This window comes from Novosphingobium sp., from assembly GCF_031424035.1.
Taxonomy (GTDB): domain Bacteria; phylum Pseudomonadota; class Alphaproteobacteria; order Sphingomonadales; family Sphingomonadaceae; genus Novosphingobium.
The window spans coordinates 1-21,082 of sequence record NZ_JANPGP010000072.1; the positions used below are offsets into that span (position 1 = coordinate 1).

Sequence of the window (21,082 nt, forward strand, 5' to 3'; positions counted from 1 at the left end):
TGACCGCCTGCGTTCAGCTTTGCGTTGCCCACCATCTATCTCCTCAGATCATGCCGGTTCGGCCGGAATCGCCTGCGCGTCGATACGCGCCAGGCTTTCCTCCCGCCCCAGAAGTACCAGAACGTCAAAAATTCCCGGGGATGTCGTCTGCCCGGTCAAGGCGGCGCGCAATGGCTGCGCCAGCTTGCCCAGACCCAGTCCCCATTCCTCGGCCAAGGCCTTGACCCTTACTTCGAGAGCCTCGGTTGTCCAGTCCGTTGAATTGCGCAGCGCATCGGCGATGCCTGCCAGCAGCCCGCGCGCGTCATCAGTCAGCAGCGCGGCGGCCTTTTCCTCGATCGCCAGCGGACGCTGGGCAAACAGGAACGCGGAGCCAGAAGCCAGTTCGTTGAGATCCTTGGCGCGGACCTTCAGCACCGGCATGGCCTTTGCCAGAAGCGCCTCGTCAACTTCACCCGTAATGCGCGGCGCGACGAGCGAGGCGAGCCGCGTGTCGTCTGCTTCGCGCAGGTAATGTCCGTTGAGATTGAGCAGCTTGGCCAGATCGAAGCGCGATGGGCTCTTGCCGACATGGGCGATGTCGAACCAATCGACCGCCTGTTCGCGGCTGATGAATTCGTCGTCGCCGTGACCCCAGCCGAGCCGCAGGAGGTAATTGAACAGCGCCTCGGGCAGCACGCCCATCTCGTCGCGATAGGCATCGACACCCAGCGCGCCGTGGCGCTTTGACAGCTTTGCCCCGTCGGAGCCGTGGATCAGCGGCACGTGGGCATATACGGGTTCAGCCCAGGACATGCCGCGGATGATGCAGAGCTGGCGGAAAGCGTTGTTGAGGTGATCATCGCCGCGGATCACGTGAGTGACCCCCATATCGTGATCGTCGACGACCACGGCGAGCATGTAGGTCGGCGTGCCGTCACTGCGCAGGATGACGAAATCGTCAATCTCTGCATTGGCGACGCGGACCGTGCCTTGCACCTGGTCCTCGATCACCGTCTCACCCTCGCGCGGGGCTTTCATGCGCACAACGTAAGGAGTTTCAGCGGGCCAAGTAGCGGGATCGGCATCGCGCCATTCGCTCTCGATGCGGAACGGGCGGCGTTCGGCCTGGGCGGCTTCGCGCCGTGAAGCGAGTTCTTCAGGCGAAAGGTAGCAGCGATAGGCGTGGCCGCCTTCCAGCAGCGCGGCGGCCACTTCGGCATGGCGCGGGCTGCGGGCGAACTGGAACACCGGCTCGGCGTCACCCAGCAGGTCAAGCCAGCCGAGCCCGTCGAAGATCGCATCGATCGCCGGTTCGGTCGAGCGGGCGCGGTCGGTATCTTCGATGCGGACGAGGTACTTGCCGCCGTGGTGACGGGCAAACAGCCAGTTGAATAGCGCGGTGCGGGCGCCGCCGATGTGCAGGTATCCGGTGGGTGACGGCGCGAAACGCGTGACGACAGGCGCGCGACCCTCAGTCGCTGCTGTGTCGTTACCGCTCCCGCTTGCCATTGCCCTCGCCTTCCTGTCCTATAAGTCCATGATGCAGAACGCCGAAATCCCGGCAATTGCCAGCGATTCCCTGCCGGATTTGGTGGGGCGCGCTGCACTGCAACATCGCCTTTGCCGCGTAGCAGGGCGCTTGTCCAGCGGGCTTGATGCACTCGAGCGCTTTCTGTGCCGCGCCGGGTTTGACCGGGCGCCCTGGCTGGCCGTCGCCTTCGCCGCCGGGATTGGAGTGTGGTTCGTCTTTTTGCAGCTTTGGCAATGGGTTGCAATCATGGCCATGCTGTCGAGCGCCGCTGCCTGCGCGCTCCTGTTCATGCGCGAAGATGGCCGCTTTCCCTATCTCAGACAGGCATTTGCCTCGTTGTTTTTGGTGGCTGCAGCCGGGTGCGCGCTTGTCTGGGCGAAATCCGAACTGGTGGGAGCGCCGCCGATTGCGCGCGCGGTCGTCGTTGAACTTTCCGGCACGGTTATCCAGAGGACCGAGCAGCCGGCGCAGGAGCGTGTCCGGCTGGTGATTGCGGCCCGGGACAGCGTCTCAGGCAGACCGATGCGGGTAAGGATCAACGTTCCGATCGCCGATGATCAGGAGGCCGCGGGGGAGGGTGCCAAGGTTCGGCTTCGCGCCCGGCTGGTTCCGCCTGCCGCGCCGATGCTTCCTGGCGGCTATGATTTTGCCCGCACCGCTTGGTTTCAAGGGCTTTCGGCGACAGGTTCGGCGCTTGGTCCGATTGAGGTGACGGCTCCGGCACAGGGCGCAGGCTCGCCAGTGGCGAAGCTGCAGCGGCAGATTTCGGACCATGTCCGGACATCACTGCCCGGATCGGCGGGAGGCATCGCGGCGGCCTTCGCCAGCGGCGATCGCGGCGGCATCGATCTGGCTGACGAAGAGGCGATGCGCGATTCGGGGCTGACGCATCTGCTGTCGATTAGCGGGCTCCATGTCAGCGCGGTGATTGCAGCGACCTGGTTCCTGGCGATGCGCCTGTTCGGTCTGTGGCCGTGGCTGGTGCTGCGGTATCGCCTGCCGCTGTTGGCGGCGGGGACTTCGGCGCTGACGGGTATTGGCTACACCGTGCTGACGGGTGCCGAGGTGCCGACGGTGCGGTCGTGCCTTGGCGCGCTGCTCGTGCTTGCAGCCTTGGCCTTGGGGCGCGAGCCGTTGAGCTTGCGGATGGTCGCGGTGGCGGCGTTCATTGTCATGGTGTTCTGGCCAGAGGCGGTTGTCGGACCGAGCTTCCAGATGAGCTTTGCCGCAGTAATCGCCATCGTCGTTCTGCACGATTGCGCGCCGGTCCGCGCTTTTCTGGCTCCTCGCGACCAACCCTGGTGGCAAAGCTTTCTCCGCAAGCTTGCCATGCTGGTCCTCACCGGGGTGGTCATCGAACTGGCGCTGATGCCGATCGGTCTGTTCCACTTTCATCGCGCCGGGGTCTATGGGGCGCTGGCGAATGTCATCGCGATCCCGCTTACGACCTTCGCCTCGATGCCGCTGATCGCGCTGGCCCTGTTGTTCGATACGGTGGGAGCGGGCGGACCGTTCTGGTGGCTGGCCGGGCTGTCGCTCGACCTCCTGCTCTGGCTTGCCCGGTGGGTGGCGGGTCAGCCCGGATCGGTGACCTACCTTCCAGCAATGACCCAAGGCTGCTTTGCTCTGTTTGTTGCCGGCGGGCTTTGGCTGGCGCTTTGGCGCGGGCGGCAGCGATTGCTGGGGCTCGTGCCGGTCATGATCGGCTATGGTGTCGTCGCCATGACTTCGCCGCCGGACCTGTTGGTATCGGGCGACGGCCGGCATGTCGGAATCACCGGACTGGCGGAGAGCGAAATGGTCGTGCTGCGCGAATCGAAGAGTGATTACATCCGCCAGAACCTCACCGAACTCGCCGGGATGAACGGCGAGGTTCGCAGCATCGAGAGCTTGCCGCAGGCGCGCTGCACGCCGGAATTCTGTGCGCTCGACATCGAGCGTGGCGGGCGAACCTGGCACCTGTTGATGGGGCGCGGGACCGACTGGGTGCCGAAGGATGAACTTGCCACCGCCTGCGCTGCCAGCGACATCGTGGTTGCCGATCGCTGGTTGCCGAGAAGCTGCCGCCCGCGCTTCCTGAAGGCAGACAAGTCAACGCTCTATCGCACAGGCGGCCTCGCGATTGACTTGGACAGGCAAAAAATCACCACGGTCGCTGAAGGTCAGGGCGAGCAGGGCTGGTGGCAGGAACCAGCCAAGCCCGAACCAAATGCGGCGAGACCCCGAAGGACCTCGCCGCGCGGTTCAACAAAAGGCAGTTCGCCGCCTCAGTGATAACGACGGAGCAAGCCAGCCAGCTTGCCCTGAACCTCTACCTCGCCCGGGCCGAAGTGCTGCGGATCGTAGGCCGCATTGGCCGGATCGAGCCGCACGCCGCCCTGTTCGCGGTGCAGGTACTTGAGTGTTGCTTCCTCGCCGTGAACCAAGGCAACGACGATTTCCCCGTCGCGCGCCGTGTTTGTCTTGCGGATCAGCGCGAAGTCGCCATCGAGAATGCCAGCATCGATCATCGAATCGCCCGATACTTCGAGCGCGAAATGTTCGCCCGGGCCGAGCAGCGCGGCGGGAACCGGCAGACTCGATTGGCCTTCCAACGCTTCGATCGGCATGCCGGCGGCAATCCTGCCGTGCAGTGGAATCTCGATGACATCGTTGGCCGGCCGCGGGGTGGCGGCCGGTGCGCGCAGCGGCGGCGTTACGGAGTTGGTGTTCGCCGGGGTTGCCGCTCTGGGCGCAGCCTGACTGACATTGTCCGGCTGGCGCAGCACTTCCAGCGCGCGGGCGCGATTGGGCAGGCGGCGAATGAAGCCGCGTTCTTCCAGCGCGGAAATCAAACGATGAACACCCGACTTCGACTTCAGGTCGAGCGCTTCCTTCATTTCCTCGAAACTCGGGGAAATGCCGGTTTCTTCCAATTTGACCTGGATGAAGCGGATTAATTCGTGCTGCTTGCGGGTCAGCATCTTGCGTCACTCCTCAACCGGAACGCGCGTGGGGTATTCCTGCGCCGTTCAGTGAACGAATGCGGAACAATTAAGCAACGATTCGGACCAAGTCAAGAACATGGTCACGCAATGCCGCCATTTCCGAGCAAAATTACCGATACAGTGTCGCCCGCCCCTTGCCGGGGAGCTTGAATGGGGTGGTCGATCAACACCTGCGCGGCGGCCATCGCCGCCAGCGCGCCGCTGTCTTGCTGGGTCAGAACTTCGACGCCGCCCGGCACCAGCCTGCCGCGAAGAAACTCCCGGCGATCGCCGCCAGCGCGCAGCGGCGCGGCCAGCGGCAGGTCGATGGTCCGGGGCAGGGGATCGGCGGCGCCCAGCGCGGCGCGCAGCAGGGGCAGCAGGAACAGCAGCGCCGTCACGTGGCTCGACACCGGATTGCCGGGTAGCCCGACGACTACTTGCGACCTGCGCGTGGCGACGAGCAGCGGCTTGCCTGGCTTGATTGCCACTTTCCAGAAATCGATTGTGCCGCCCCATGCTTCGATGGCGGGGCGAATCAGGTCGTGATCGCCCACCGATGCGCCGCCGGTGGTGACGATGATGTCGGCGTCGCGGGCCAGGTGGAACGCGTCGATCAGCAGGGCCAGGTCGTCTCGCACCGGGCCGATGCGATCGACTTCGCAAGGCAGCGAAGCGAGCAACGCGGCCAGCATCGCGCCGTTGCTGGCGGGAACCTGATGCGCGGCGCAGACTTCGGGATCGCTCGCCAGTTCATCGCCGCTGTCGATAATCGCCACCCGTGGCACGCGCCGCACGGCGAGGTGCTTGTGCCCGGCGGCAATGGCGAGCGCCAGTTGCGCCGGACCGATGCGCGTGCCGGCGGGAAGCAGCTCGGTATCGATGCCGAAGTCTGAGCCGCAGAGCCGGATATGCTTGCCCGGAGGCGAGGGCGGGGTGCCGGTGAGCAACAGGTGGTCGCCATCGCGGGCCAGGTCTTCCTGCACGACCACGGCGTCCGCGCTGGCGGGCACAAGGGCGCCGGTGGAGATGCGAACGGCTTGTCCGGCCGCGACTTCGCCTGAATAGGGATGTCCGGCGGCGCTTTCGCCGATGACGGTCCAAGGGCCACTCAGGTCCGGCCCCTTCACGGCATAGCCGTCCATCGCCGAAACATGCGCGGCGGGCTGGGTGCGGCGCGCCTTCAGCGGCTCGGCAAGGTAGCGGCCTAGCGTTCCCGGCACATCGACATTCTGGATCGGCAGGATGGGCGCCAGCGCAAGCAACCGCGCCTGCGCTTCTTCCAGCGTCAGCATCGCGCTCATGCCGGGGCGGTCCAGTCGCCCGATTTGCCACCGCTCTTGGACAGTAGGCGGACCTCGCCAATCACCATCGCCTTGTCGATCGCCTTGGCCATGTCGTAGATCGTCAGCAGGGCAATCGAGCAGGCGGTCATGGCCTCCATTTCCACGCCCGTGCGCCCGCTGAGCGATGCGCTGGCGGTCACCCGCACGCCGCCGTCCTCCAGCGCGAAATCGACCGTGACGGAATCGAGTGCCAGCGGGTGGCACAGCGGGATCAGCTCGGCGCATTTCTTCGCCGCCATGATCCCGGCGATGCGCGCGGTGGCGAGGACGTCGCCCTTGGGGACGTCGCCATCGCGGATGGCGGTGAGAGCGGGTGCCGACATGGCGATGCTGCCACTGGCAACGGCGACCCGGCGCGTCTCGGCCTTGCCGCCGATGTCGACCATGCGCGCCTTGCCCGATTCGTCGAGGTGGGTGAGTTGGTTCATGTTCAAGCCTCAACCGATGAATGGACTGGACACGCTGGACACAGTCCAGAGGAGAAAGCACGCGCCATGCAAATGGCGGCAGAGGGCAGTATCCCGGGGTGAGGTTCAGGTTCTGTCATTACGCCAACCTGCCAGATTCGTGGGCGTTAGGACAGCGCCGCTTCGCCCGTCAGCAATGCCCGCGTCGCCGTCTCGACATCGGCCCGGCGCATCAGGCTCTCGCCGACAAGGAACGTGCGCACCCCGGCGCGGGACAGCCGCTGAATATCGGCATGGCTGTTTATCCCGCTCTCGCCGACCAGCAGCGTACCTTCAGGGGCCAGCGGGGCGAGGCGTTCAGTGGTTCCAAGGTCGGTGACGAAGCGCTTCAGATCGCGGTTGTTGACCCCGATCAGGCGCGATTTCAGCCGCGCGGCGCGTTCCATTTCGGCCTCGTTGTGGACCTCGACCAGCACATCCATGCCTAGATCGGTGGCAGCGGCCTCGATCTCGGCCATCAGCCTGTCATCCAGCGCGGCGACGATGATCAGGATGGCATCGGCTCCCATTGCACGCGCTTCGGCGCACTGCCACGGATCGACCATGAAATCCTTGCGGATCACCGGCAGGCCGCAGGCTGCGCGCGCGGCGATCAGGTAGTCTTCGTGGCCCTGAAAATAGGGCGCATCGGTCAGGACCGACAGACAGGCCGCGCCGCCCGCTTCATAGGCGCTGGCGTGAGCAGGCGGATTGAAGTCGGCGCGGATCAGGCCCTTGGAGGGGCTGGCCTTCTTGATCTCGGCGATCAGGGCATAGCCGGTGGCGGCCTTGGCCCGCAGCGCCGCCTCGAACCCGCGCGGGGCGGACTGCTGCTGCGCGGCAGCGTCGAGGTCTGCCAACGAGCGCAAGGGTTTGCGACGCGCAACTTCGGCGCGGGTGGTGTCGCAGATTTCGGTGAGCTTGTCGGTCATTTCACGCTCGCAATCCAGCAATCGAGCAGGCCCTTGGCGAGCCCCTTGTCTATGGCTTCGGCGGCTTCCTCGACGCCTTCGTTCCAGTCCGAAGCCTCGCCCGCGACCATCAGCGCGGCAGCCGCGTTGAACAGCACGGCATCGCGGTAGGGCCCCGTTTCGCCCATCAGCAGCCGCGATAGGGCGGCGGCATTGTGGGCCGCATCTCCGCCGCGAAGAGCTTCGATCGGCGCGCTGGCAAGGCCTGCCTCGCCGGGGGTGACGCGCCGCATAGAGACATTGGCGCCGGTGACAATCGCAAGTTCGTTGCCGCCCGCCAGGCTCAGTTCGTCGAGTCCCTCGTCGCCGCAAACCACAAAGGTCTGATCAGTGCCGAGCCGCGCGATGGCCTCTGCATAGATCGGCACATAGGCCGGGCGGGCGATGCCGACGAGCTGGCGTTTGACCCGCGCCGGGTTGGCCAGAGGGCCGAGCAGGTTGAAAATCGTGCGGCGGCCGATGGCGCGGCGGATCGGCATGATCCGGCCCATTGCCGGGTGATGGGCCCCGGCGAACAGGAAACAAATTCCGATGTCGCCGAGTGTCGCCTCCGCCGTCTGGGCCGCGCGGGACAGGTCGAGGCCGAGCGCTTCGAGCGTATCTGCAGCGCCTGACTTGCTCGATGCGGCGCGGTTGCCGTGCTTGGCCACCGGCACGCCGCAAGCTGCGACGACTATGGCCACGGCGGTCGACACGTTGAGCGTGTGCTGGCCATCACCGCCGGTGCCGCACACGTCAATGGCGTTGTCCGGCGCGGCGACGGCGATCATCCGGTCGCGCATCGCCTGGGCTGCGCCGGCGATTTCCTCTGCCGTTTCGCCGCGTTCGGTCATCGCGATCAGGAGGGGCGCGATTTCCTCGTCGGGCATGGCGCCATCGAGCATTTGCCCGAACAGGGCATGGGCTTCGTCGAAGGTCAGGGGCGCAGCGGCAATGGTCATTTCGCTGGCTCCTTGCGCAGACTCGTCACGACAATCAAGGGGCCGAGCGGAAAGCGCACGTCCATTCTTCCGCCGGCGGGGTGCCACAGCGATGAAACCGTGCCGTCAAGGAACAGGGCATTGGCATCCCCGCAGCCGCGCTTCATCAACCGGGCGATCTGGCCGAACGAGACCGGCTCGTCCGATATGGCAAAGTGCGCGGCGCCCTTGGCATCGACGCAGACCGAATTGCGCAGTTTCAGCGATGCGCCGTTCTCGGCAAGGCTGGGGTGGAGCTTGCCGGCGATCAGCAGCATCGGCCCGGACTGGGTGCCGAATTGCGGGCGCTTGGTAACGGTGGCGGCAAAGTCCTCGCTGCTCAGCACGCGCCAGTTGCCCGCCGCATCGCCAAAGAACACGCCGTTGGGCTTGAGGTAGAAATTGCCCTCGGCATTGGCCTGGTTGAGCTTGCGCAGGCGCTCGCCATTTTCGACGTAATAGCCGATCGGGCGGCTGCCGGTGTCATACATGCCGCCGTTGACGGCGAAGGCGATGTCGCCCCGGCTGGGATCTTGCGCCAGCGTCGGGAAACCGCGGAAGATCAAGCCGTTCTGGCCCTTCAGACGCAGCGCGATCTGGTGCTTGCCGGGAACGGCGAGGCATTCGGTGAAGGCGGCATCCTCAAAGCGGGACGCGGTGCAATCGCCAGCGGGCGCGGCCTTGGGCGCGGGCGCGCTGCCGACGTTGCGATAGAGCAGGACGCCGACCAGCACCACGAGCGCGGCGATCAGGATGCGGCGCAGGTTCATGATCGGACCCTGCTTGGCGACCGATCAGGCCGGCAGGCGCGCGTCGACGCCGCAGATCTTGAGGAAGTTGGCCAGCATGGCGTGGCCGTGTTCGGTCGCGATCGATTCCGGGTGGAACTGCACGCCGTGGATCGGCAGGCTGGCATGGCGAAAGCCCATGACATGGCCATCATCAGAGCGCGCGTTGACGATGAGCGTCTCTGGAATGTCCTCGACGATCAGCGAGTGATAGCGCGTGGCCGTGAAGGCCGAGGGCAGGCCGGCGAACAATCCGGTGCTATCGTGGGTGACCGGGCTGGTCTTGCCGTGCATCAGACCGCCGCGCACGACCTTGCCGCCGAAATACTGCCCGATCGACTGGTGGCCGAGGCACACGCCAAGCAGCGGCTTGCCCGCTTCTGCCGCCGCGCCGACCAGTTCAAGGCTGATGCCGGCTTCATTGGGCGTGCAGGGGCCGGGCGAGATCAGGAAGCCCTGCGCGCCAGAGCTGATCGCCTGACCCGCCGAAATCGCATCGTTGCGCACGACCTCAACCTCGGCCCCCATTTCCATCAGGTAATGGACGAGGTTCCAGGTGAAGCTGTCATAATTGTCGATAACGAGGATCATGGTGGGGACGCCTTAAGCGCGGACCTGCGGGGCGAGCAACAGAATTTGCGTGTCCTTGCTCGCAGCGCGTTTGGGGATGACGATAGGGGCGAGGGTGTTTGACAAGAGCACGATGTGTGCCGGGCCTTCAATGGCCTGCCGCAAATCCTGCCATTCAAGGCGCACTTGTCCGCTATCGAAGCTTGCGCCCGCGTCATCGATCAGCGCGTGGATCCGCTGCCCGGTCCAGCCAAGGCTCTCGATCGAGGCGCGCGTGGTGTTGAGCGCAATGCGCAGCAGCATCAGGTACTGCACACCAAGGAACAGCGCGCTCATCGCCGTTGCCAGCCCGAAAATCCGCCGCGCGTCACCGCCCGGGGAAAACTTTGCCGCAGCCAGCGCCACCAGTCCGCCGACCAGCAACGAGGCCACGACCACCAGCAGCGGCCCCGCCTTGCGCATCGGGTGCCTCCCGGCGAGCAGCGTGGCAGCTTGCGCGCTGTCCTGCGCGGTCAGCTCGAACGAAAAGGAGCGACCAGCCCCCACCTCAATCATTGCCCGAAGCCGGGCTCCGAGGCGACCCGGACCGCTTCGCGCGCGGCGGCGAACAGCGCGCCGGCCTTGGCCTCGCACTCGCGCTGTTCGTATTCGGGCTGGCTGTCCGATACGATCCCCGCACCAGCCTGAACGTGGAGCGTGCCGTCCTTGACGATCCCGGTGCGTAGTACAATGCAGCTGTCGACCGAGCCATCGGGCGCGAAATAGCCGACGCCGCCCGCATAGGCCCCGCGCGTTTCGTGCTCCAGTTCTGCGATGATTTCGCAGGCACGGACTTTCGGCGCACCGGAGACGGTGCCTGCCGGGAAGCCTGCGAACAGCGCGTCGATGGCATCGTGGTTCGCGGTATCGAGCTGGCCGACGACATTGCTGACGATATGCATGACGTGGCTGTAGCGCTCGATCGTATAGCTCTCAGTCACGCGCACGGTGCCCGCCTGCGCCACCCGGCCAACGTCATTGCGGCCAAGGTCGAGCAGCATCAGGTGCTCGGCGCGTTCCTTGGGATCGGCGAGCAGACTGGCCTCGTTCTCGCGGTCTTCCTCAAGGCTGGCGCCGCGCGGGCGCGTGCCGGCAATCGGGCGGATCGTCACTTCGCCATCGCGCACGCGCACGAGGATTTCCGGGCTCGATCCCACGGCGGCAAAGCCCGGCAGGTCGAGGAAGTAGAGGAACGGCGAGGGGTTCACCCGGCGCAGCGCGCGGTAGAGGTTGAACGCTGGCAGCGCGAAGGGCGTCGTGAAGCGCTGGGCCAGCACGACCTGAAAGATGTCCCCGGCGGTGATGTAGTCCTTCGCCTTCAGCACCATGTCGCGGTAGCGGCCCTCAGGCAGCACCGGAGTGAGCGCTGGTTCGGAGAGATTGGCTATCGCAGCAGTCGCTGGGGCAGGCTGGGCAATCCGGCGCAGCGCTTCGTCGATGCGATCGGCGGCGCTTTCAAGCTGGGCGTCGGCGGTGCCTTCCGGCCAGACCGGGGCCACGCACCACAGGTCGTCCGTGAGCCGGTCGAACACCAGCACCAGCGCCGGACGCACGAACAACATGTCGGGCAGGTCGAGCGCCGATTGCGGCGCGCGGGGCAGGTTTTCGACCAGCCCAATGGTTTCATAGCCGAAATAGCCGACGAAGGTAGCCAGCGCCTTGGGCAGGACATCAGGCACTTCTATGCGGCAAGCGGCAACCAGCGCGCGCAGTTCGCCAAGAGCGTCCCCCGGCAAGGCTTCGAAGCCATCGCGGTTTGTCCGCCAGGTGCGGTTGACCTCGGCGGAATGGCCAGTGGCACGGAACACCAGATCGGGGTCAATTCCGAGCATCGAATAGCGCCCGCGAACTTCGCCGCCTTGAACCGATTCAAGCAGGAAATCGCCGCGGCCCGGCTCGATCAGCTTGATCGCCGCGCTGACCGGCGTTTCCGTATCCGCAACCAGCTTGCGCCAGACCAGCGCCGGCTGGCCGGCAGCCAGCTGGGCATGGGCCTTATCCCAGTTTTCAGGGCGTGCGCCGGACATCTGTCAGTTCCGTCTGGTCAGTTACCGCCGAGCAGCTGGCGCTTGACCGCATCCAGCACCGAGGTGTTCTTCTTGACGCCGATCTCGGCCTTGATCGCGCTGCGCAACTGCTCGGCATATTCGCGGCCCGACAAGGTGCCGAAATCGCGGCGGGCGCGGGCGAGTTCCGGATCCTTGGGATCGATCTTGCCCGGCGTGATGGTCTTGACCGATACGACATAGAAGCCCCGGTTGCGCGGTGCCGGCATAAGCTTGACCGATCCGCGCGCCATCGAGAACAGAAGCGCGATCGGCTGCGGGATCTGGCCGCCCATCTGCGCCAGCTGGGCGCGGGGCATGGTCACCCGGTCAACCGGCGGCAGCGGTTTGCCGAGTGCGGCCATCGCGGCCTGCATATCGGTGCCCTTTTTCGCTGCGGCCATAACTTGTTCGGCAGCAGCCTTGGCGGCGGCGGAGCCCTTTTGCAGCATCAGGTCGGCAACAACCTGCGCGCGGATTTCCTCAATCGGGGCTGGAGCGGCGGGCTGGATGCCAGTCACGTCGAAGATGATGAACGACTTGCCCGGATCGACTTCGGCAAGCTGGGGCTGGTTCTCGCCTTCCATGAAGAAGGCGGCCTGCAGCACCCGGGCGATCTCTGGCGGCGCCTTCGCCTCGCTGCCATAGACCGCGCCGTTCGACAGCAGCGGCGGCGACTGCTTGAGCGTCAGACCGAGGTCGCGGGCAATATCGGTGAGCGAGCCGCCATTGTCGAAGCCGTCCTCGACCTTGGCCGAGAATTCGGCGAGGGCATGACGTTTGCCTTCCTCGTTCAGCGCCGCGACGATTTCGCCGCGTGCCTGATCGAGCGTCTTGCCCGCCTTGCCGGCATCGCCCTCAACGCGGACGACGAACCAGCCAAGGCTGCCCTTGAGCGGACCGACCACGGTGCCTGGCTTGGCCGCGAACACGGCATCGGCCGTCGCCGACGAGCTTTGCAGCTGGTAATCCGCCTTGTCGATCGAAGGGATAGCGGCCGCTGAAAGGCCCTTGCTGCGCGCTGACGCATCGAGCGTCATGCCCTTGCCAAGATCGGCCAGAATGACGCTCGCCGCAGCCTCGGTCGGGGCAATGACCTGCGTCAGCTTGCGCGCTTCGGTGGCGGTGTATTTCTCGGCATCGGCTTTGTAGCGGTCAGCAATCTGCGCCTCGGTGGGGGCGAGGACCGACTTGATCACGCTGTCATCGAAAGTGGCATAGCGCACGACGCGGCGCTCGGGCCGCATGTATGTGTTGCGGTTGGCCTTGTAATAGGTCGCCAGTTCCTGCGCGCTGGGTTCACCAGTAGGGGCGAAGGCAGCCGATGGGATCAGGGCAATGGCACCTTCGCGGGTTTCGCTCAGCAGACCGGCATAGCGCAACATCGGATCAAGCGGCACGCGCGCGCCGAATGCGGCGGGGATTTGCACCTGCTTGGCGATCAGGTCATCTGCGACCTGCGCGCGGAACTGCGGTTCGGTCATGCCGGCCTGGGCCAGCGCGCCGCGGAAATTGGCTTCGCTGAAATTGCCGTCCGTGCCGCGGAACGACGGGATCTTTAGCAATTCGCTGTCCACCAGGCGCTTGCCCGCAACCATACCTTGGTAATCACCCCAGACAGCGATGGCGGCCACGTCGATCATTTGATCGAGCATCTGGTTCAGACCGTCTGCCTCGATGAACTGCTTGATCGTCGCCGTGGGATTCTGCTTGCGGGTCTGCTCGACCGCGCTGAGCGCGTTCGATGACAGCTGTTGCGCGTCAATCGATCGGCCGCCAACCGTGGCAACCTTGCCACTCGCACTGCCGCCGGCAAGGCTGGACATGCCGTCTGCCAGCACAAAGGCCAGCGCCATCAGGCCAACGAAGCCCAAGGTGATGGTCAATCCGACCTTGGATTTCATGAACTTGCGGAAGAACTCTAGCATTGTGAAAGCTTCACCTGGGACTTGAACAGAGGCGCGGCTTTACGGCGCTTGTCCGCATACGGCAATGGCCATCCGCGCAGGAAAACGTGGCATCGCCACCCAAACGCAGAGCCGATGGTCACTCGTTTCGTCGCAGGTTGTTTTGACAAGATCGCCGTGGCTCCCTAGCTGGCGCGGCAAATGGCCGTGCCCTCGATCCGGGAGAGTCGGGCGGGCCTTCTTGAAAAACAGGGAGTTAGTTTCTCATCATGCCCGCTTCCCCCTATATTGTCGGCAACTGGAAGATGAATGGCACGCGTGCCATGCTTGCCGAGGCTCGCGCGATTGATCGCGCAGCTGCGCGCTACCCGGGCGTGCAGGTGGCGCTTGCCCCGCCGTTCACCCTGATTCAGTCCTTCGCTGAAGCCGCGCAGGCCATCGCCACTGGCGGACAGGACTGCCACGTGGCCGCCAAGGGCGCGCACACGGGTGACATTTCGGCTCCGATGCTTGCCGACTGCGGCGCCACCTTTGTCATCGTCGGGCACAGCGAGCGCCGCAAGGATCACGGCGAAAACGACTCGCTCGTCAAGGCCAAGGCTGAGGCTGCCATCGATGCCGGACTCGGCGTGATCGTCTGCGTGGGCGAAACGCTGGAAGAACGCGACGCCGGCAAGGCCGAAGCCGTCGTATCCAAGCAGGTCGACAAGTCGCTCCCCTCTGCCGAAGCGATTGCCGAACTGGCCCCGGGCCGCATATCGGTGGCCTATGAACCGGTCTGGGCAATCGGCACCGGCCGCGTTGCCGAGGTCGAGGACGTTATCGCCATGCATGCGGCGATCCGCGCGCGGATCACGGCTGCTTACGGTGACAAGGGTGATGGCGTGCGCATCCTCTATGGCGGTTCGGTCAATGCCGAAAACGCCGCCGCGCTGCTCGCAGCAGAAGGCGTGGGCGGGGCGCTGGTCGGCGGGGCGAGCCTTGCCGCGGAAAGCTTCGTCGCCATCATCGCGGCAGCCGGAACCGAATCGGTCGCCTGAAACGACACGCGTGCGCGCGGCGGAAGTGGCGCAGCAAGGGTTGCGAAAGTGCCCCTGCGCGCCTAGATGCGCCTCAACCAAGGTCAAAGGCCCGACATAATGCTTCTCTTCCTTACCGTCCTCCAGGCCATCATAGGCGCGCTGCTTGTCGGCGTTATCCTCATGCAGAAGTCCGAAGGCGGCGGCCTTGGTGTTGGCGGCAGTCCCACCGGCCTGATGTCGGCGCGCGGCGCGGCAGACTTCCTGACCCGGGCGACGACCATCCTGGCAACGCTGTTTGTCGGCCTGTCGATCGTGCTGGCCGCGCTGGCTGCCGGCCATTCGAGCGGTCAGAAGATCGATACGTCGCTGCAACGTTCGGCGCCCGCACCGGTCCAGCAAGGTCCCGCAGCGCCCAATCCGGGCGCGCCGGTCGCCAATCCGGCGGCTCCGGCGGGTAACCCGGCAGCACCCGCTACCAAGTAATCCGACCGGGTACGTAAAGTCCCCTGCCGCCGCTCTGCTGCGGCGGGCGGGATCCACTTGCCGCGCGGCAATTGTGGATTTCGCCGCTAGTCGCTTGCCCAACCCCCCCATACTCGCTTAAGGCCCAACTCCCATGGCGCGGTTCATTTTCATTACCGGCGGCGTGGTCTCCTCGCTCGGCAAAGGTCTCATGGCGGCAAGCCTCGCAGCGCTGCTGCAGGCACGCGGATTCAAGGTCCGCATCCGCAAGTTCGATCCTTATCTGAACGTCGATCCGGGCACGATGAGCCCGTACCAGCACGGCGAAGTCTATGTGACTGACGACGGGGCGGAAACCGATCTCGATCTGGGCCATTACGAACGCTTCACCGGCGTTTCCGCGCGGCAAGCGGATAACATTACCTCGGGCCGCATCTACCGCGACATCATCACCAAGGAACGCCGCGGCGACTATCTGGGCGCCACGGTTCAGGTAATCCCGCACGTTACAGACGCGATCAAGAACTTCGCCCGCGCCGAAATTGATGACCTCGACTTCGTGCTCTGCGAAATCGGCGGCACGGTGGGCGATATCGAAAGCCTGCCCTTCATCGAGGCGCTGCGCCAGCTGCGTAACGAACTCGGCCGCGATCAGACCTGTTCGATCCACGTCACGCTGGTGCCTTATGTAAAGGCTGCCGGGGAGCTCAAGACCAAGCCCACCCAGCATTCGGTGCGCGAACTGACGAGCCTGGGCGTTCAGCCTGATGTGCTGCTGTGCCGCTGCGAACATCCGCTGCCCGACAACGAACGCGCGAAAATCGCGCAGTTCTGCAACGTCCGCAAGGAAGCCGTGATCCCGGCGCTCGATGCCCAGTCGATCTATTCGGTGCCGTTGCAGTACCACGCAGAAGGACTCGACGCTGAAGTCCTGCGCCACTTCGGCATCGACAGCAGTCTTGCGCCCGACCTGTCGCGCTGGGACGACATTGTCGATCGCTTCCAATATCCCGAAGGCGAAGTGAACATCGGCGTCGTCGGCAAATATGTCGGCCTGCCCGATGCTTACAAGAGCCTCAATGAAGCGCTGGTCCACGGCGGCATGGCCCACCGGGTCAAGGTCAACATCCGCTGGATTGACGCCGAAGTGTTCGAAGGCGATGACAGCGAGATCGCTGCCCGGCTCGAACCGCTCCACGGTATCCTCGTCCCCGGCGGCTTCGGCGTGCGCGGGACCGAGGGCAAGATCGCTTCGGTCCGCTTCGCGCGCGAACGCAAGGTGCCGTTCTTCGGCATTTGCCTGGGCATGCAGATGGCCTGCGTCGAAGCGGCGCGCAACACGGCCGGGATCGAAGGCGCGGGTTCAACCGAATTCGGCGAGCCGAGCGAGCCGGTAGTCGGCATCATCACCGAATGGATGAGCCCCGAAGGCCTGCAGCAGCGCGGCGCTGAATCCGATCTGGGCGGCACGATGCGGCTGGGTGCCTATGAGGCCAAACTCGCTGGCAACAGCCACGTTTCCGCGATCTATGGCGCGACGACGATCTGGGAGCGCCACCGCCACCGCTACGAAGTCAACGGCGCTTACCGCGAGCGGCTGGAGCAGGGCGGACTCGTCTTCTCGGGCATGTCGCCCGATGGCCTGCTCCCCGAAATCGTCGAGCGGCCGGATCACCCGTGGTTCGTCGGCGTGCAGTTCCATCCCGAACTGAAGAGCAAGCCGTTCGATCCGCACCCGCTGTTCGCTGGTTTTATCGGCGCAGCGCTCGCGCAGTCGCGTCTGGTCTGATTTCGCGGCCCCCTCGAAGTGCCCTCATTCCTTTTGACCAAGGTCTTAAGGAATTAACCTTTTTCGAAAACGTTTCGACAGGTGATTGCGGCCCAAGGTGGTTTCGGGCAATAGCAGAGTCGCACTCTCGAATATCGATGGGTAAGTAAGGCTACGTGGCGATAAGGCGGGGGCGCTTCAAGGTTTCAAGGCTTGTTCTGAACTGATCGTCTTCTGCGACCCGGACGATCAGGAAAGACAAGACGGCGCGCTAGCGTCGTGGGGGCGGACCTTCCCGGGTCCGCCCCCGAATTTTAACGCTTAGGCAGCTTTGCCAGCGTCCTTGTTACTCTCGACCAGGCTTAGCGACTTCTGACCGGCAATGCCGATCTTCTTCGGCTTCATCGCCTCGGGGACTTCGCGTACCAGATCGATCAGCAGCAGCCCGTCTTCCAGGTTGGCGTTTTCGACCCGGACGAAATCGGCCAGTTCGAACCGGCGTTCAAAGCCGCGCTGGGCAATGCCGACATGGAGGAACTGCGCCGCATCCTGCGCTTCCGGTGCCTTCCTACCCGAAACCACGAGCAGGTTCTGCTGTGCGGTAATGTCGAGCTCGTCGGGCTTGAACCCGGCGACGGCCAGCGTGATGCGATAGGAATCGTCACCGCGGCGCTCGATGTTGAAGGGGGGATAATTGTCGCCGCTGCTGCGGCCCGCATTTTCCAGCAGGTCGAACAGGCGGTCAAAGCCCACGGTGCTGCGGCGATAGGGGGAGAAATCAAAACGGTTCATGGCAAAAATCCTCTGTTGAGCAATTTTCGGTTCAGAACGAGACCCCGAAAAGGGCGTCCCGCCGGTTTCGCGCCATGCCCTTTGGGGCGCATGACACGTGACCAGAGATATGTTAGCCGAGCAGACTTTCAAGTCTCCAATCCAGGAACATCATGCCACAGGTCGAGATCTATACCCAATGGGGCTGTCCCTACTGCGTCCGTGCCAAGGCGCTGCTGGATTCCAAGGGCGTTGAATACGTCGAATATGACGTGACAATGGACTCGAAGAAGCGCGCGGAAATGACCGAACGCAAACCGGGAGCGCGCACCGTGCCGCAGGTGTTTATTGACGGCGTCCCCTATGGCGGCAGCGACGATATCCACGCGCTCGACCGTGCCGGAAAGCTGGACGAGGCACTGGGCATCTGATGACGCGCATCGCGCTGCTCCAGATGTGTTCGGGGATCGACCCGGGCGCCAATGCGCGCACCATCGTCGATGCCCTGGCCGAGGCGAAGGCGGGCGGGGCGCAGATGCTGTTCACGCCGGAAATGTCGAACATCATCGACCGGGATCGCCGCCGGGCGAGTGCCAGCATTGTTGCCGAACAGGACGACCGCTTGCTGGCGGACTGCCGCGATGCGGCGGCCAAGCACGGCCTGTGGCTGGCGCTGGGATCTATTGCCGTTTCGCGCGAGGACGGCCGTTATGCCAACCGCGCGCTGGTGATCGACGCGAATGGTGAGATTGCGGCCCGCTACGACAAGCTCCACATGTTCGATGTCGATCTTGCGACCGGCGAATCCTGGCGGGAATCGAACGCCTATACCCCGGGCGAGGTGTTGGGCATAGCTGATGGCACGCCGCTGGGCCGGCTCGGTTTGGCGATCTGCTACGACATCCGCTTTCCCGCGCTGTTTGAAGCGCTTGGCCGGCACAAGTGCGATGCCATCGCAGTACCTGCGGCCTTCACGGTGCCGACCGGGCGCGACCACTGGCACCTCCTGCAGCGCGCCCGCGCGGTCGAGGCCAGCGCTTTCGTGGTCAGCGCCGCGCAGGTCGGCCGGCATGAGGACGGGCGCGAAACTTACGGTCACAGCCTCGTCGTCGATCCGTGGGGCGAGGTCCTCCTCGATATGGGCGGTGAGGAGCCCGGAATCGGCTTTGCTGAAATCGATCCGGCGCGCATCGCCGAAGTGCGGGCGCAATTGCCCAGCCTTGCCAATCGCCGCGAAATTCCCACTTGGGCCGGGACATGATTGTCTACGATCTTGAATGCCGCGCAGGGCAACATCGTTTCGAGGGTTGGTTCGCCTCTTCGGACGATTTCGCCAGTCAGCAGGGCAGGGGGCTGGTTTCCTGTCCTTTTTGTGATTCCCGCGATGTCGTGAAAGCGGTGCAGGCCCCCAATGTGGCGCGCAAGGGCAATCAGCTTCCCGACGTTCCCACAGTGGTAAAGCCCCGCGCGTCTGCGCCGATGACCAATGCCGGCCCGCTGATCCCACCCGAAGCGGTCGAGATGTTCCGTGCGATTGCCACGGCTCAGGCTGAAGCGCTCAAGTCATCGACCTACGTGGGCGACAAGTTCGCCGATACGGCGCGCGCGATCCATTACGGCGAACAGGACGCCGAACCGATCCACGGCAGTGCCACACCCGACGAAGCGCGCGAGCTGTTCGAAGAAGGTGTCGAGATTGCGCCGATCCTGTTCCCGGTGGTTCCGCCGAGCGAAGCGAACTGATTGCATCAGTCCCGCGGGCTGCCTAAGGAGTCGCCGAGTGCGCCCGTAGCTCAGCAGGATAGAGCACCAGATTCCTAATCTGGGGGCCATGGGTTCGAATCCCGTCGGGCGCACCATCTTTCGGACAATTCCATTTGCGCCGCCAAGATTGCGACCAGCTGATTTTCTGCTGGCCCTGTTGCAGTTGTAACAAAAGTGAATCATTTCAGCGCCTTGCGATGCTCCTGTTCCGCCGCATCCAATTCGCGTGCCAAAGTAGTGAGAATCCATCACATTTTGTGCTTGCATGGCCCAATCGAATATGATTCTTGGGGCAATGCAAAGGATGCGTAGCGAGCCCCGGCTGAAGAGCGAAAAGATCACCCAGCTGGGTGCGCTGTCGCTGCTTCTCGTCATGTCGGGACTGGCTGTTGCCGGGCCAAGCGGGCTGCTGGCCTGGGGTGAAAATCTGCATATGCTTGACCAGCGCAATTCCGAATTGAAGCAGGCCATGGTTGAGCGTGATGCCCTGAAAAACCGGGTTGAGCGGCTTGACCCCAATGGCGCTGATCCCGATCTTGCCGGTGAACTCGTTCGCCGCGACCTCAATGTCGTCCATGAGGACGAAATGGTCCTGATCCTCAAGTAAGCCGTCTGCCGAACGGCATTCTCGCAGTTACCCATTCGGCTATCAGAATTTCGCAGGGCGGCAATAAAAGTGCACAGCCCCGGTTCCCCTTGTCGAGATCGCTCTCTATACGGGAGCGAGTTCTTTCCCCAGGGGACCATCATTGGCCAAAGCCGCTAAAAACAACGCCTCCATATCAGGCGACGAATCCTTCGAGCTTCGCTCGCTCCAGACCGCTTTCGAAGCTGACAAGCTTTATAAGGCGAGCGATGAGGAACTGCTGACCTTCTATGAGCGGATGTTGCTCATCCGCCGTTTCGAAGAGCGGGCGGGCCAGCTTTACGGCCTCGGCCTGATCGGTGGGTTCTGCCACTTGTACATCGGTCAGGAAGCGGTTGCCGTGGGCATGCTTTCGGCGCTCGATGATGACAAGGACAGCGTTATCACCGGTTACCGCGATCATGGCCACATGCTCGCCTATGGCATCGAACCCAAGGTGATCATGGCTGAACTTACGGGCCGCGCCGCCGGGATTTCCAAGGGCAAGGGCGGCTCGATGCACATGTTCAGCACCGAGCACCGATTTTATGGCGGCCACGGCATCGTCGGCGCGCAGGTGCCGCTGGGGGCAGGCCTTGCCTTCGCCAGCCAGTACCGCGGCGATGGCGGCGTGTGCCTGTCCTACTTCGGCGACGGTGCGGCGAACCAGGGCCAGGTCTATGAAAGCTTCAACATGGCGGCGCTGTGGAAGCTGCCGGTGATCTTCGTGGTTGAAAACAACGGCTATGCGATGGGCACGGCGGTAACGCGTGGTTCGGCGGAAACGCATTTCTACCGCCGCGGAACGGGCTTCCGCATTCCGGGCATGAGCGTCAACGGCATGGATGTGCTGGAAGTGCGCAAGGCCACCGAAGTTGCGCTCGAATTCGTCCGCGCCGGCAACGGCCCGGTGCTGATGGAAATGCACACCTATCGCTATCGCGGCCACTCGATGTCCGACCCGGCGAAATACCGCAGTCGCGACGAAGTGCAGGAAATGCGCGAAAAGCACGATCCGATCGAAGCCGCGAAGGTTGAACTGATCGCCCGCGGCATGTCCGAGGACAAGCTCAAGGACATCGACAAGGCAATCCGCACCCGCGTTTCCGAAGCCGCCGAT

General features: G+C 64.3%; 21 protein-coding genes and 1 tRNA gene. 10 read left to right on the top strand and 12 right to left on the bottom strand.

Annotation, left to right across the window (positions count from 1 at the left end; translation table 11 throughout):
* Positions 1-48 precede the first annotated feature (48 nt).
* The gene (gltX, locus tag RMO89_RS10955) at positions 49-1,491 is read right to left on the bottom strand and encodes a glutamate--tRNA ligase (protein ID WP_310533090.1); all 1,443 of its coding nucleotides are present in this window, start codon (positions 1,489-1,491) and stop codon (positions 49-51) included.
* A 28-nt stretch (positions 1,492-1,519) separates the two neighbouring features.
* On the opposite strand from gltX, the gene RMO89_RS10960 reads away from it, so the two are divergent.
* On the top strand, positions 1,520-3,787 hold the full coding sequence (locus RMO89_RS10960) for a ComEC/Rec2 family competence protein (protein ID WP_310533091.1): 2,268 nt from the start codon (positions 1,520-1,522) through the stop codon (positions 3,785-3,787).
* Here RMO89_RS10960 and lexA read toward each other — a convergent pair.
* The 10 genes from lexA to RMO89_RS11010 form a co-directional block, all read right to left on the bottom strand.
* Positions 3,781-4,476: a transcriptional repressor LexA gene (gene lexA / locus RMO89_RS10965; RefSeq protein ID WP_310533092.1), complete on the bottom strand. Its 696-nt coding sequence runs from the start codon at positions 4,474-4,476 to the stop codon at positions 3,781-3,783. The genes RMO89_RS10960 and lexA overlap by 7 nt on opposite strands.
* A 104-nt stretch (positions 4,477-4,580) precedes the next feature.
* Positions 4,581-5,783 carry a molybdopterin molybdotransferase MoeA gene (locus RMO89_RS10970; RefSeq protein ID WP_310533093.1) on the bottom strand — a complete coding sequence of 401 codons (1,203 nt, stop codon included), beginning with the start codon at positions 5,781-5,783 and terminating at the stop codon, positions 4,581-4,583.
* Positions 5,780-6,253: a cyclic pyranopterin monophosphate synthase MoaC gene (gene moaC / locus RMO89_RS10975; protein ID WP_310533094.1), complete on the bottom strand. Its 474-nt coding sequence runs from the start codon at positions 6,251-6,253 to the stop codon at positions 5,780-5,782. Before moaC ends, RMO89_RS10970 begins: the two co-directional genes overlap by 4 nt.
* Positions 6,254-6,399: 146 nt before the next feature.
* On the bottom strand, positions 6,400-7,203 hold the full coding sequence (gene trpC / locus RMO89_RS10980; RefSeq protein ID WP_310533095.1) for an indole-3-glycerol phosphate synthase TrpC: 804 nt from the start codon (positions 7,201-7,203) through the stop codon (positions 6,400-6,402).
* Positions 7,200-8,183: an anthranilate phosphoribosyltransferase gene (gene trpD / locus RMO89_RS10985; protein WP_310533096.1), complete on the bottom strand. Its 984-nt coding sequence runs from the start codon at positions 8,181-8,183 to the stop codon at positions 7,200-7,202. The genes trpC and trpD overlap by 4 nt, the downstream gene beginning before the upstream one ends.
* Positions 8,180-8,971 carry a phosphodiester glycosidase family protein gene (locus tag RMO89_RS10990; protein ID WP_310533097.1) on the bottom strand — a complete coding sequence of 264 codons (792 nt, stop codon included), beginning with the start codon at positions 8,969-8,971 and terminating at the stop codon, positions 8,180-8,182. Before RMO89_RS10990 ends, trpD begins: the two co-directional genes overlap by 4 nt.
* A 24-nt stretch (positions 8,972-8,995) precedes the next feature.
* Positions 8,996-9,580: an aminodeoxychorismate/anthranilate synthase component II gene (locus RMO89_RS10995; protein ID WP_310533098.1), complete on the bottom strand. Its 585-nt coding sequence runs from the start codon at positions 9,578-9,580 to the stop codon at positions 8,996-8,998.
* A 12-nt stretch (positions 9,581-9,592) separates the two neighbouring features.
* Positions 9,593-10,114 (bottom strand): hypothetical protein, encoded by a 522-nt coding sequence (locus RMO89_RS11000; protein ID WP_310533099.1) that lies wholly within the window; start codon positions 10,112-10,114, stop codon positions 9,593-9,595.
* Positions 10,111-11,625, bottom strand: coding sequence for an anthranilate synthase component I (gene trpE, locus RMO89_RS11005; protein WP_310533100.1), 1,515 nt, complete (start codon positions 11,623-11,625; stop codon positions 10,111-10,113). The genes RMO89_RS11000 and trpE overlap by 4 nt, the downstream gene beginning before the upstream one ends.
* A 17-nt stretch (positions 11,626-11,642) precedes the next feature.
* Positions 11,643-13,571 (bottom strand): SurA N-terminal domain-containing protein, encoded by a 1,929-nt coding sequence (locus RMO89_RS11010; RefSeq protein ID WP_310533102.1) that lies wholly within the window; start codon positions 13,569-13,571, stop codon positions 11,643-11,645.
* A gap of 248 nt (positions 13,572-13,819) precedes the next feature.
* Between RMO89_RS11010 and tpiA the strand changes: the two genes are divergently transcribed.
* From tpiA to RMO89_RS11025, 3 genes are all read left to right on the top strand, one after another.
* The gene (tpiA, locus tag RMO89_RS11015; RefSeq protein ID WP_310533103.1) at positions 13,820-14,590 is read left to right on the top strand and encodes a triose-phosphate isomerase; all 771 of its coding nucleotides are present in this window, start codon (positions 13,820-13,822) and stop codon (positions 14,588-14,590) included.
* Positions 14,591-14,689: 99 nt separating this feature from the next.
* Complete coding sequence (gene secG, locus RMO89_RS11020; protein WP_310533104.1) at positions 14,690-15,055, top strand: preprotein translocase subunit SecG; 366 nt, start codon at positions 14,690-14,692, stop codon at positions 15,053-15,055.
* Positions 15,056-15,188: 133 nt separating this feature from the next.
* Positions 15,189-16,823: a CTP synthase gene (locus RMO89_RS11025; protein ID WP_310533105.1), complete on the top strand. Its 1,635-nt coding sequence runs from the start codon at positions 15,189-15,191 to the stop codon at positions 16,821-16,823.
* Between the two features lie 300 nt (positions 16,824-17,123).
* Here the strand turns inward: RMO89_RS11025 and RMO89_RS11030 are convergent, their stop codons facing one another.
* A complete protein-coding gene (locus tag RMO89_RS11030; RefSeq protein ID WP_310533106.1) occupies positions 17,124-17,594 on the bottom strand; it encodes an Hsp20 family protein in 471 nt (156 codons plus the stop codon).
* Between the two features lie 152 nt (positions 17,595-17,746).
* On the opposite strand from RMO89_RS11030, the gene grxC reads away from it, so the two are divergent.
* The 6 genes from grxC to pdhA all read left to right on the top strand — a co-directional run.
* Positions 17,747-18,004, top strand: coding sequence for a glutaredoxin 3 (gene grxC, locus RMO89_RS11035; RefSeq protein ID WP_310533107.1), 258 nt, complete (start codon positions 17,747-17,749; stop codon positions 18,002-18,004).
* Complete coding sequence (locus RMO89_RS11040) at positions 18,004-18,834, top strand: carbon-nitrogen hydrolase family protein (RefSeq protein WP_310533108.1); 831 nt, start codon at positions 18,004-18,006, stop codon at positions 18,832-18,834. The genes grxC and RMO89_RS11040 overlap by 1 nt, the downstream gene beginning before the upstream one ends.
* Positions 18,831-19,316 carry a DUF1178 family protein gene (locus RMO89_RS11045; RefSeq protein ID WP_310533109.1) on the top strand — a complete coding sequence of 162 codons (486 nt, stop codon included), beginning with the start codon at positions 18,831-18,833 and terminating at the stop codon, positions 19,314-19,316. The genes RMO89_RS11040 and RMO89_RS11045 overlap by 4 nt, the downstream gene beginning before the upstream one ends.
* Positions 19,317-19,355: 39 nt before the next feature.
* Positions 19,356-19,432, top strand: a tRNA-Arg gene (locus tag RMO89_RS11050).
* A gap of 209 nt (positions 19,433-19,641) precedes the next feature.
* A complete protein-coding gene (locus tag RMO89_RS11055; RefSeq protein WP_310533110.1) occupies positions 19,642-19,944 on the top strand; it encodes a septum formation initiator in 303 nt (100 codons plus the stop codon).
* Positions 19,945-20,086: 142 nt separating this feature from the next.
* The coding region (gene pdhA, locus RMO89_RS11060; protein ID WP_310533112.1) for a pyruvate dehydrogenase (acetyl-transferring) E1 component subunit alpha at positions 20,087-21,082 on the top strand (996 nt) is incomplete at its 3' end.

What these genes read in the sequence shown, in the direction of transcription:
- moaC (WP_310533094.1), bottom strand. Translation starts at nt 6,253, where the DNA reads ATGAACCAACTCACCCACCTCGACGAATCGGGCAAGGCGCGCATGGTC.
- RMO89_RS11055 (WP_310533110.1), top strand. Translation starts at nt 19,642, where the DNA reads ATGCGTAGCGAGCCCCGGCTGAAGAGCGAAAAGATCACCCAGCTGGGT.
- RMO89_RS11025 (WP_310533105.1), top strand. Translation starts at nt 15,189, where the DNA reads ATGGCGCGGTTCATTTTCATTACCGGCGGCGTGGTCTCCTCGCTCGGC.
- RMO89_RS11030 (WP_310533106.1), bottom strand. Translation starts at nt 17,594, where the DNA reads ATGAACCGTTTTGATTTCTCCCCCTATCGCCGCAGCACCGTGGGCTTT.
- tpiA (WP_310533103.1), top strand. Translation starts at nt 13,820, where the DNA reads ATGCCCGCTTCCCCCTATATTGTCGGCAACTGGAAGATGAATGGCACG.
- lexA (WP_310533092.1), bottom strand. Translation starts at nt 4,476, where the DNA reads ATGCTGACCCGCAAGCAGCACGAATTAATCCGCTTCATCCAGGTCAAA.
- RMO89_RS11045 (WP_310533109.1), top strand. Translation starts at nt 18,831, where the DNA reads ATGATTGTCTACGATCTTGAATGCCGCGCAGGGCAACATCGTTTCGAG.
- gltX (WP_310533090.1), bottom strand. Translation starts at nt 1,491, where the DNA reads ATGGCAAGCGGGAGCGGTAACGACACAGCAGCGACTGAGGGTCGCGCG.
- secG (WP_310533104.1), top strand. Translation starts at nt 14,690, where the DNA reads ATGCTTCTCTTCCTTACCGTCCTCCAGGCCATCATAGGCGCGCTGCTT.
- trpD (WP_310533096.1), bottom strand. Translation starts at nt 8,183, where the DNA reads ATGACCATTGCCGCTGCGCCCCTGACCTTCGACGAAGCCCATGCCCTG.
- RMO89_RS11040 (WP_310533108.1), top strand. Translation starts at nt 18,004, where the DNA reads ATGACGCGCATCGCGCTGCTCCAGATGTGTTCGGGGATCGACCCGGGC.
- RMO89_RS11000 (WP_310533099.1), bottom strand. Translation starts at nt 10,114, where the DNA reads ATGATTGAGGTGGGGGCTGGTCGCTCCTTTTCGTTCGAGCTGACCGCG.
- RMO89_RS10990 (WP_310533097.1), bottom strand. Translation starts at nt 8,971, where the DNA reads ATGAACCTGCGCCGCATCCTGATCGCCGCGCTCGTGGTGCTGGTCGGC.
- RMO89_RS10970 (WP_310533093.1), bottom strand. Translation starts at nt 5,783, where the DNA reads ATGAGCGCGATGCTGACGCTGGAAGAAGCGCAGGCGCGGTTGCTTGCG.
- RMO89_RS10960 (WP_310533091.1), top strand. Translation starts at nt 1,520, where the DNA reads ATGATGCAGAACGCCGAAATCCCGGCAATTGCCAGCGATTCCCTGCCG.
- trpC (WP_310533095.1), bottom strand. Translation starts at nt 7,203, where the DNA reads ATGACCGACAAGCTCACCGAAATCTGCGACACCACCCGCGCCGAAGTT.
- RMO89_RS10995 (WP_310533098.1), bottom strand. Translation starts at nt 9,580, where the DNA reads ATGATCCTCGTTATCGACAATTATGACAGCTTCACCTGGAACCTCGTC.
- trpE (WP_310533100.1), bottom strand. Translation starts at nt 11,625, where the DNA reads ATGTCCGGCGCACGCCCTGAAAACTGGGATAAGGCCCATGCCCAGCTG.
- RMO89_RS11010 (WP_310533102.1), bottom strand. Translation starts at nt 13,571, where the DNA reads ATGCTAGAGTTCTTCCGCAAGTTCATGAAATCCAAGGTCGGATTGACC.
- grxC (WP_310533107.1), top strand. Translation starts at nt 17,747, where the DNA reads ATGCCACAGGTCGAGATCTATACCCAATGGGGCTGTCCCTACTGCGTC.